Annotated in this window: 1 protein-coding gene; it reads left to right on the forward strand. The window is 70.3% G+C overall.

Features of this window, described 5'->3' with window-relative positions:
- Nucleotides 1–38 precede the first annotated feature (38 nt).
- Nucleotides 39–529 (forward strand): ABC transporter permease (locus QWZ14_RS28915; protein ID WP_290320535.1); only part of this gene is annotated, 491 nt, incomplete at its 3' end.

Consider the following 529-nt stretch of genomic DNA (forward strand, 5'->3'; position numbering starts at 1 on the left):
CCTGGCCACCCCTGCCCCATGGGGCTATAGGCGCGGCCATGCTGGACCAAGTGTCGCGCCCGCCGGGCCGCCCCGGAACGCTCTATGTCTTCGATGCCGCCACGCCGCGGCGGCGGTCGGTGGCGCTGGCCGACATCGCCACCGGGCTGCGGCGCTGGCGGCTGTCGGTCGCGCTCGGCAACCTCGACATCCGCAACCGCTACCGCGGCTCGGTGCTCGGGCCCTTCTGGCTGACGCTCTCGACCGCGGTGATGATCGGCGGGCTCGGCCTGCTCTACTCCTCGCTGTTCAAGCTGCAGCTGGCCGAGTACCTGCCCTTCCTCGCGGTCAGCCTGATCGTCTGGAACACCATCGGCTCGATCGTCACCGATGCCTGCACCAGCCTGACCAGCGCCGAGGGCATCATCCGCCAGCTGCCCCTGCCCTATTCGGTGCACGTGCTCCGCTGCGTCTGGCGCAACGCCATCATCGCCGCCCACAACCTGCCGATCATCCTGCTGGTCTTCCTCGCCACCGGCACCTGGCCGGG

The organism is Paeniroseomonas aquatica, from assembly GCF_030409335.1.
Lineage (GTDB): Bacteria > Pseudomonadota > Alphaproteobacteria > Acetobacterales > Acetobacteraceae > Belnapia > Belnapia aquatica.